This window comes from Candidatus Pantoea multigeneris, assembly GCF_011752615.1.
GTDB classification, from domain to species: Bacteria; Pseudomonadota; Gammaproteobacteria; order Enterobacterales; family Enterobacteriaceae; genus Pantoea; species Pantoea multigeneris.
This window is the reverse complement of the sequence record NZ_VWXF01000002.1, coordinates 711,666-720,793: the sequence shown is the minus strand read 5'-3', so window position 1 is coordinate 720,793 and position 9,128 is coordinate 711,666. Positions and strand designations below refer to the sequence as shown.

General features: G+C 49.1%; 8 protein-coding genes. 2 read left to right on the top strand and 6 right to left on the bottom strand.

Annotated features, from left to right (window positions below; genetic code table 11):
• The first annotated feature begins 581 nt into the window (after positions 1-581).
• Positions 582-1,088, top strand: a complete 507-nt coding sequence (locus F3J40_RS08595) for a hypothetical protein (RefSeq protein ID WP_167013705.1) — start codon at positions 582-584, stop codon at positions 1,086-1,088.
• A gap of 185 nt (positions 1,089-1,273) precedes the next feature.
• On the opposite strand, the gene F3J40_RS08590 is transcribed toward F3J40_RS08595, so the two are convergent.
• The 5 genes from F3J40_RS08590 to F3J40_RS08575 all read right to left on the bottom strand — a co-directional run bounded on the left by F3J40_RS08590 (position 1,274) and on the right by F3J40_RS08575 (position 4,945).
• Positions 1,274-1,624, bottom strand: coding sequence for a DUF1304 domain-containing protein (locus F3J40_RS08590; protein WP_167013703.1), 351 nt, complete (start codon positions 1,622-1,624; stop codon positions 1,274-1,276).
• Between the two features lie 290 nt (positions 1,625-1,914).
• Entirely contained in the window at positions 1,915-2,157 is a 243-nt protein-coding gene (locus F3J40_RS08585; protein WP_167013701.1) for a hypothetical protein, read from the bottom strand.
• A gap of 13 nt (positions 2,158-2,170) precedes the next feature.
• Positions 2,171-2,569: a nucleoside recognition domain-containing protein gene (locus F3J40_RS24850; protein ID WP_240155357.1), complete on the bottom strand. Its 399-nt coding sequence runs from the start codon at positions 2,567-2,569 to the stop codon at positions 2,171-2,173.
• Between the two features lie 61 nt (positions 2,570-2,630).
• Positions 2,631-3,812, bottom strand: coding sequence for a nucleoside recognition domain-containing protein (locus F3J40_RS08580; protein ID WP_240155353.1), 1,182 nt, complete (start codon positions 3,810-3,812; stop codon positions 2,631-2,633).
• An 11-nt stretch (positions 3,813-3,823) separates the two neighbouring features.
• Positions 3,824-4,945, bottom strand: a complete 1,122-nt coding sequence (locus F3J40_RS08575) for an NAD(P)/FAD-dependent oxidoreductase (protein WP_167013699.1) — start codon at positions 4,943-4,945, stop codon at positions 3,824-3,826.
• Positions 4,946-5,130: 185 nt separating this feature from the next.
• On the opposite strand from F3J40_RS08575, the gene F3J40_RS08570 reads away from it, so the two are divergent.
• Positions 5,131-6,330, top strand: coding sequence for a CobW family GTP-binding protein (locus F3J40_RS08570; RefSeq protein ID WP_167013854.1), 1,200 nt, complete (start codon positions 5,131-5,133; stop codon positions 6,328-6,330).
• Between the two features lie 643 nt (positions 6,331-6,973).
• Here the strand turns inward: F3J40_RS08570 and F3J40_RS08565 are convergent.
• On the bottom strand, positions 6,974-9,073 hold the full coding sequence (locus F3J40_RS08565) for a TonB-dependent siderophore receptor (RefSeq protein WP_205297255.1): 2,100 nt from the start codon (positions 9,071-9,073) through the stop codon (positions 6,974-6,976).
• Between the last annotated feature and the right edge of the window lie 55 nt (positions 9,074-9,128).

Here is a 9,128-nt window from a genome sequence, read left to right as displayed (position 1 = left end):
GTTGACAATTCATCAAACTTAATCACACTTCCTTACCATTGCAACCAGTAAAATGTTACAGCTGAAACAAAATCAATGTATAAATTGGAGCTGCGGCTAATGTTTTCTGACGCCAGCGCGCGTGAATGCTGACTTCCTGTGCCCAAACGGTGTGTCGGCTTCAACCTCGTTGAAAGCCATGACACTGACCTGTTGCTTAACCCCTGATTTTCAGGCACTTCATGTACCATGGTGTTCAGGTGTAGGGGAGATTACATGGCAACTGGACGGGAATTCAGGTGAGTTTTTGCGCGTTTAAACGGATTAATCTGAAATCTTACCTGACGGAAACGTGTGAAATTTCGTCGCGATTAGGGTGTTTTCCGAACGACAGCGCGCGTTACAGCCACACTATAGTTGCATGTAACTTAATGTTCACACACTAAATGCAGTAAACATGGTTGCACTGACACATAAGAGGTGATAAACAGTATTTCCCCTGGATGTTCTGAAGCAAATTGGTAGTGAAAATACCCTGGCAACAACAAACACTTTTACACTTTTATTGATGGCGAGCATTATCTCGGTTACAGGAGCGCTATATGTTAGGAATTGTATCAGGCACGCCGATATGGGTATTTATACTTTTAGCTGTCGTCGCGGCGTATTGCATAACATTTTGCTTTGAAAAAGTCGTTAATATTAAATTTTTATTGCTTATTCCAGTCTGCTTTATGATTTTCTCTTTTATTAATTTGCTACAGCAGGATGACGTATTCGTTGCGATTTTGACGTGGGTGTTAGGCTGTGTGATTGGCGGGAGTCTGGCGAAAAAAATCTTTGGCCCCAAAACGTATAGGCTGGGACAGAAAGAAGGTACAGTCACGGTGTCTGGCACGTACTCAGTCATTATTATATTTTTGATCTACTTCCCCCTGCGTTACTATATCGGCTACAGCCAGGCAACGGCTGAAAACCACCACCTTAGTCATGCACTGATTATTCTGTTAGCCGTTTCTTCTGGCTGCGTGGTCGGCTTTTTCACCCTTCGGTCATATATCATTTACCAGCGTTATAAAGCATTGAGCGGTGCAAGTTCGGCTCAGTAGCGGGGTTCAGGCAGGGGGAAACCGGGCTGTGTCCGGCTCGGTTACAAAAGTTACGCCAGCCTAATCATCCTCCACAGCTGCTCGTTTCGCGTATCAGGTAGGAAGTGCTAACGGATTGGCGCTACCGGACCGGAATGACCGTGAGTTCCGGCCGGTATGCCTTGACGCGGCAAGAAGGCCAGAGACTATGTGTAAAGCAGCGCGATGGTAGCGAGTAGAGCCGGGATGGTTTGAACATAGAGAATCTTCCTGCTTGACGTTACCGCACCATAGATACCCGCCACCATCACACATATCAGGAAAAACAGCTTAAACTGCAAGCCTTCACTCCCTAACCACACCCCAAAAAGCAGTCCTGCCGCCAAAAAACCGTTGTAGAGCCCCTGATTAGCAGCCAGCACTTTTGTGTCACGTGAAAAAACCGGACTCAAATTGAAAGCCTTACGGCCAAATGGGGTATCCCACAAGAACATTTCAAGGATCAGTATGTAGACATGTATAGCGGCAACCAGCACGACCAGAAGAGTTGATAACATAGTTAACCTGTCAGAATGTTGAATTACAGCAGCTGAGTGACAGCTATCGCCAGGAGATCCCCGGTGGGACCTCTGGTACCCTTTCCTGCCAAGTTAACATCATAGCATTAGCGGCTAAAGGGGCCTCCACGCTGGTATGCTTCAGGGAATGGGGTGCTTGAAAAAGAAGAAGGCGAGATTATTACGTATCAATAGATGCAATTTAACAAAATGAACAGAGCAGGCAAGACGGGCCGTTTTGAGCGAGGGGCGGAGACGTCTCAATTTTCGTTCTCCGCGCTTAATTCGCATCAATGAATCTGATTCAGTGGGGTCGCTTCGTTCTCCATATTCAGCTTTTCTGCTGCAGTCGTGAACCAACGAATGAGTTTTTCCAGATGCGGTTTTCCATAAAGCGACAGCAAACGTTTAGTCTCATGGTGAGTTTCATTATTCAACACATCAAGGCGTTGTTGAATAAATGAGCCCGTCAATTCAATACCACATTCATTGACAATACAATTTTCCCACTCATTGTACGTTTTAGGGATCATATTTACTCCATAATCATCTGATGGTTAATGAAAAAAGCACTGCAACAGCCAGTGAGCTTATTAATTGTTTGATAATTATCCCGGTGGCGAATCGCCAGGAGACTTCTCTGCCGATAGTCATCACAGTGACCAGACAGGCCATGAGAGTAGAAGCCAGCCACACCAGCAACATCAATTGACCAGAATTAAGAGAGCGAATTAAAGTGCCATTATCCTGATTAAGTACCATTAATCCGTCTTTTCGTAATAATGAAAAAATGATCCCTGGCATAACCTGTTGGGGGAGATGGAATAGTTGTGCTACGGGTGACAGAAAATGACAAAGTGAATCAATTATAGCGTAATAATCGAGAACACTGGCCATCAGGCAGATGCCGATAAAAATCGGCATGGCTTGTAAGATAAACTGCATCACCATATTTTTCAGCGACCACTTAACGGCACGCCAGCGCGGCCATTGCAACCAGGTCAGATCAGCTGAGGCCAGAGTGCTTGAAGGTATATGGGCATGATGCCATAAGCGTGTATGCAGACATGCCGTGCAAAACAACAACGCGATGTAGGGAGCAAAAAAGCCCAGGCTGTCCTGCAGCACTGAAAACAGATAAGGTGGCACCAATCTGATAACTACACGCAGAGCCAAAGGCTATGGTGCTGATGCAGCTTTTTCGGGAACATTGTGAACAACTTCTGCTCTGGAAAACCGCCACGACATTACAACCAAACCCGCTCAATATGGGGATCAAATCATCGCCGCTCAGGCCAATTTTCCGCATCATCGGATGAAGAGCATGAATAATTCGTTCCTTGACTCCGCTATCTTCGGTGATAGCTACGGACAGGCCAATAAGAAACACCACCGGAAAGGCCCAGATAAACGAATATATTCCCAGAGACAGAATCCCATAGCTGCCTGTTAATAATGCCTGGATGAATTCTGGGGCGGTATGTAACCATCGGATAGCGGGATGTATGAGGAATTGATCTGCCAGCGGTTGAGTAAGGTCGGAAATGTGCCAGGCCAGCCATACAGGTGCTAAAAATAACCCGATTAAGGCAATAACGGCGAGAAAAGGTCCAAGATAATCAATTTCAAACCATGAACGCTGTGGTTTTGCAGTGGAGACATTTAAGAACGGAATAATGTCTCTGTTGTTGATTAGTGCGGATTTTACCGACTTAACCTGTCGTAATAGCTCATTTAATTGCAGTCGCTCCTTTTCTCCGGCATGCCGGACATTGAGAGCTAAAACCGGAGCCTGTGTCTTAAGATGAAATGCCTGAATTATTGCATCGAGGCCCGTGGCTATTTTGTCACTAAACGTCAGTATAATGGCCAGGCGATGAGGATTCTGTTTTACTACCGGTTGCAGGATGTTCCATTCGGCCATCGCGTGGTTGGCACGCATCACCAGCAAGATAATGTCACTTTGCTGCAGGACAGATAACGCCATTGAAGTCGTTACACTATCGCTCGCATAGCGAATGCCGGGTGTATCAATCAGATGACCCAAGCCATCTGGCAACTGTTTCTCACGGCAATATACGGTAGAGCCGCGAAAGTTACGCTCATCACTGGAGGCACTCCTCGTAATGAGATTGAACAGGCTGGATTTGCCTGTACTCTCAAGTCCGATTAAAGCCACGTTATTCATGACATTCTCCGTCAGCATCCACAGCTTTCATCCTTGCAGCACTCATCATCCGGTACCTGCCAGACTTGCTTGAGTAGGGGAATATTCAGCTGGCGTGCCACAGCTTGTGCAACAATTGAAAACCTCTCGCGAAATTTATAAATGAAACAGAAAATACGCTGGTCATGACGTACCTGGGGACCCACCAGGTAGAGACCTGGAAAACGAGTCGAGCAATCTTCTTCGGTCAGGAGCGGCTGCCCCTCAGAACCCCAGTCGAAAAAGGGTGCGATCTGACATGCTCCACCTCCACAGATAAACCCAGTACCGAGGATGGGGCGCTGATGCGTGCACCAGGCGCGCCCATCTGCTGTGTTAACGCGATACAAGCTGTCCGGATTTGATGTCTTCAATACGCTGGTGATATCAGCATTTTCATAAATCTCGAGATTAGGGTTATCCATTGCGTTCTTCAGACGCTGACGGGTATACGGAGAAAGGCTTACGCTGGGATCCTGAATATGGTAGTTAGCCCACGGAGCCGAGCGGGTTAACAATCTGACCTGGCTACCTTGTTCCAGTAAATTCAGCGCGGCATCTATCGCGCTTTCATAGCCGCCAATCACAATGTAATTGTCTGGTTTGAAATCTTTCCAGCTATTGACCTGGCAGTAATGGCAGCAAAGATCTGCACCTTCAAAGGCTTGCATATCTGGAAACTGATATTCCCCGGTAGCCCAGATCAATACCGGCGTTTCCCATCTTTCGCCGTTAGCTGACAGGAGACGAAAACGTCCCTGACGGTTCAGTGAAACGTCAACAATATGTGTAGAAGTGAGCGTCTCTATTGCGTGAGCATCAAGTACTTCTCGTAAATACCCAGCGTAAGTTTTGCCGTCTAAATGCTCCATTCCTGATGAGAGAGCAGGGGAACTGTCTGGGGTCACGGCGTTAAGGTCAATCTGCCCAAATGGATTTGAAAAGAAGGACGGTGTGATGAATCGGGTTTCGACTGGCCAGCGTTGGAGAGACGCACCTACCTCGTAACGGTCAATAAGGACAAAATTTTCCACCCCGATATGCCGGAGTGTCGCAGCAATGCCAACCCCTGCAGGGCCAGCTCCCACGATTACAACATCTTTGTGTTCAGTCATAACATGATCCCATAACTCAATGGATATGTTATAACATAACATTTAGCGATTGAGAATGTTTCGCATTAGCTTACGGCTATTTGGCTTTCCAGAGAGCCTTCCCCTTTTTTATCATCCAGACGTGATGGCTTCTACAGCGTTTACAGGCAATAAAATCCCGTAATACGTCTGTGGCTAAGGAATTTATGACAAATACACCACTAACAATCTTGAATGGTTTTCTAGGCGCCGGAAAAACGACCTTGCTCAGGAATCTTCTTGTTCAGGCGCACAAACAACAACTGACCGTTTGTGTCGTTGTGAATGATATGAGTGAACTGGACGTTGATGGCGTGCTCATCTCTAACACTGAAATCGTTAACGAGAGCAAAAACAACTTTGTCACGATTTCTGCTGACAGTATCAGCAGCAGTAGCGGTATTGAAAAACTTGATGCCGCGTTGAAGAAGATGCTGGCTCAGCATCATCCGGATTTGATCTTACTGGAGACATCAGGCAGCAGTCACCCCCTGCCGTTGGTGCGCTATCTTCGCGATCATGCACAGGTGCAGCTTAAAGGATTTTTGTCTCTGGTTGACAGTGTGATGTTGAATGATGATTTTGATGTGGGTCAGATGCTCATTCCACGCCTTCAGGCTAATCTGGAAAAGGGGGAACGGCGTATTGAAAATCTACTTGCCGAGCAGATCATGTTTTGTAGCCAGCTACTGCTGACGAGAGCTGATCGCCTCCCGACGGAAAATGTCGTCGGTATCGCTCAGGCAATCCATCCTCTAAACCCCTATGTGGCAGTCAGCGCCCTGTCATGGGGTAATCTGCGACTAAACGATATCATGACCATGCCTGATTACGATTTTCATCGGGTGGCGGCACTGATCGAGGAGCTAGCGCCGGAAGTGGATGCCCCAAAAACTCAGGAGGCTGGCGCATGGACAATGGTATCAGAAGTTATTTGTGACGACCGTCCCTTTCATCCACAGCGCCTCTGGGATGCCTGCCATCACTTTATGGGAGAGGGTATTTACCGCAGCAAAGGGTTTTTCTGGTTACCGGGGCGTGATGATCTTGCCCTGTTATGGAACCAGGCATCAGGGAGCATAAATCTCGAATTTATCAGCTACTGGAAAGCCGGCATTCTCAGGCATACCGACAACCATCTGACGTTTCAAGAACGGCAGATCCTCCAGGAAGAGATTGAGAATGCGCCAGGTCGTTTTGGCGATCGTCGCTGTAATTTAACCGTGATTGGTGAAAAAACCCAGGTCAGTGCTTTTGTTTCTGCACTCAGAGACTGTTTTCTGAATGGCCAGGAAATCGCATGGTGGCGCGAAGGGGGTACCTTTCCTGATCCCTGGCCACAGCGGGTATCCCGCATCTCCAGTTAAGAATAGTCGAAGAAGGTCGATCAGTTGTTCTTAACTACGTCAACTGGCCCATGATCATCGCAGTGGCCTCCATGAGGATGATGCAAATGACCATCAACTAAGTAGTCAACGTGATCACCATGAGGGACAGGTTCATGACCGCAGCCAGGACCATGAGTGTGGCCTGGCTCATATTATTAACGTGCAGCCGGTAACTTGTACTATGTCTGTAGTACACTGATTGAGACGTCTAAAAGCTACAGATTCCCTAAGAGATGATAGTCGCGATCTCGCTGGACCGGGATTTGATGCACTTGTTATTTGCTGCACAACTCAAGACAACAATCCACCTGAATGATTCGTTGCGATACATCGTGCCGCTACAGGAGAGGGGCGTTCCGTCCATGTGCGCATCCGAACACTTAATTTAACATAACTAACATTGCGCGTAATCAAGCATCTATTTGATAAATTTACATTTATTCTCCGATAGCTAAGCTAGACTGGCCGTTTAACCGAATCATCGGACAACTCAGCGTAGCCTGAAACCGGTCATCTATGCTTAATCACATCATTGATAATGGAGAGAAATAAAACGAGTTTCACAGGAAAAAATTCACCAAGGTACCTGGCGCTATGCCGCCAGGTACCTGGTAATCAGTTATTAAAAATCCCAGCTCAGTTTCGCGGTAACCGCGCGTTCTGCGCCGTAGAAGCAGCCCTGTGAGTCGGTGAAGCAGCTGGTGATATATTGCCGGTTGGTGAGGTTCTGCGCCGTTACCTGCACTTTACCGCCCTGTAAGCTGTGTGCCAGATGGCCGAGGTCATAATGTACTTCCGCGTCCATCACACCATAACCTGCGGTGTTGAACTGATTGTCCATGGTGCCGCCTTTGGTGCCGTTGCTGAACCGACCACCTACACCGGCACCCAATCCTGCCACCACGCTGGTCTCTGGCGCTTCCCAGTTAATCCATAAAGAACCGAAACGGGTCGGGATGCGCAGCGGCGTTTTGCCAATCACGGCACGATCGCTGTCCTGGACATACTGCACATTCTGCCAGGTCATCGAACCAATGATGCTGAACTGATCGGTCAGTTTCCCTCTCGCCTCCAGCTCTAAGCCGCGCGAACGAATTTTGCCTCCCTGCACTGAGTAAGCGGAGTGCACTGGATCGGTGGTTAATACTTTATCCTGGGTGAGGTTGAAGGCCGCGATGGAGAACAAGGCTGGCAACGATACAGGCTGATACTTAATTCCCGTTTCGTACAGTTCACCGCGCGAAGGATCAAACGGATGCCCGCTGCTGTCTACCGAACTCGTAGGCTGGAAAGACTGCGCATAGGTAAAGTAAGGGGCGATACCATTTTCAAACAGGTAGTTAACGCCAGCACGCCAGGTCGTGGCTTCATCCCGCTGCTTGATGTTGGCGCTGTCGCCCAGCAAATCGGTGGTGCGAATACTCGACCAGTCATGACGTACACCCAAGGTGGCTCGCCACTGCTGGTAACTCAATTGGTCCTGCGCGTAAAGCCCGGTCTGGCTGTTCATCACCCGGGTGTTTTGATAGTCCTGCAAGGCACCATAGACCGCTTTGCCGTAATCCGGGTTGAAAATATCCAGTGGGCTGACCGAGCCAGTGGCATAGTTAGCATGCCCGGTAAAGCGGTCCCAGCTCATGCCCAAGAGCAGCTGATGATCGACCTCTCCGGTAGTGAAGTGTCCGTGTAACTGGTTATCCAGGTTGATGGTATTGAAATGTTCATTCGACGCGGCGATAGCACGATTAATGGTGCGCTGGTCATCCTGCAGCCCCGCGAAAATCACCGCATTGTAGTTCGATGTCTCCTCGCTATAGCGACCATTCAGCGTCACGCCCCAGTCATCATTAAAATAGTGGTCGGCACTGTAGCCCACTGCCGCCTGTTTGCGCGAGAAGGTGTTGTGATCGGGCTCACCGGGATAGGCATCGGCCGGCAACTGGCCGTTCGGGTTAGATTTTGCCGTTCCCGCTACCGGCAACGAGGTTTGCGCGCCCATTTTGGGGTCGTTTTGCAGGCGCGCATACAACGTCAGTCGGTTGTAATAGTCGGGCTGGAATGTCACCGAGGGTGCCAACGCCCAGCGCCGTGTTTCGGTACCACGTTCCTGCCCTTCCCGCGTGGCGACGGTGCCCACGATCCGATACAGCACGCTGCCATCGTCCGTGGCTTTACCCCCGAGATCGAAAGCACCGCGCTGATACTGATGGTTGCCTGCTTCCAGTTCGATATGACGCACCGTCTCCGCCGTTGGCAATTTACTTTGCATGGCAACGATACCGCCGGGGCTGGCAAGACCATACAGCACTGAAGCCGGACCGCGCACCACGCTGATGCTCTCTAACAGGAAGGGGTCCACCTGCTGGAAGCCATACACCAGGCCGTTATTCATGCGCAGGCCATCAAGGAACTGATCGTTAAAACCGGTGGAGCCGTAGTTAAAACCACGAATGGAGAACTGGTCGAAAGCACTGACGCCGCCCCACTGCTCTGCTGCCACACCCGCCGTATAGCGCAGCGCCTCATTAAGGGATCGGACGTCCTGTAAATCCATCTGTTGGCGTGTGATCACCGAGATTGATTGTGGCGTCTCCAGCAACGGCGTGTCGGTTTTCGTGGCGCTTTTACTGCGGGTCGCCACCAGGCCACTGCTGTCTGAAGTGTTTGCTACCACCTTTAATGTCTCTTCAGCGCTGGCCTGTGAAGCCATTAATATGGCCATTAATGCGATGCTGAGTGGTTTGAGTGAGGGTAATTTCCCTGCCCTGTTTTGCATA

What these genes read in the sequence shown, in the direction of transcription:
- F3J40_RS08570 (WP_167013854.1), top strand. Translation starts at nt 5,131, where the DNA reads ATGACAAATACACCACTAACAATCTTGAATGGTTTTCTAGGCGCCGGA.
- F3J40_RS08585 (WP_167013701.1), bottom strand. Translation starts at nt 2,157, where the DNA reads ATGATCCCTAAAACGTACAATGAGTGGGAAAATTGTATTGTCAATGAA.
- F3J40_RS08575 (WP_167013699.1), bottom strand. Translation starts at nt 4,945, where the DNA reads ATGACTGAACACAAAGATGTTGTAATCGTGGGAGCTGGCCCTGCAGGG.
- F3J40_RS08565 (WP_205297255.1), bottom strand. Translation starts at nt 9,073, where the DNA reads ATGGCCATATTAATGGCTTCACAGGCCAGCGCTGAAGAGACATTAAAG.
- F3J40_RS08590 (WP_167013703.1), bottom strand. Translation starts at nt 1,624, where the DNA reads ATGTTATCAACTCTTCTGGTCGTGCTGGTTGCCGCTATACATGTCTAC.
- F3J40_RS24850 (WP_240155357.1), bottom strand. Translation starts at nt 2,569, where the DNA reads ATGCAGTTTATCTTACAAGCCATGCCGATTTTTATCGGCATCTGCCTG.
- F3J40_RS08580 (WP_240155353.1), bottom strand. Translation starts at nt 3,812, where the DNA reads ATGAATAACGTGGCTTTAATCGGACTTGAGAGTACAGGCAAATCCAGC.
- F3J40_RS08595 (WP_167013705.1), top strand. Translation starts at nt 582, where the DNA reads ATGTTAGGAATTGTATCAGGCACGCCGATATGGGTATTTATACTTTTA.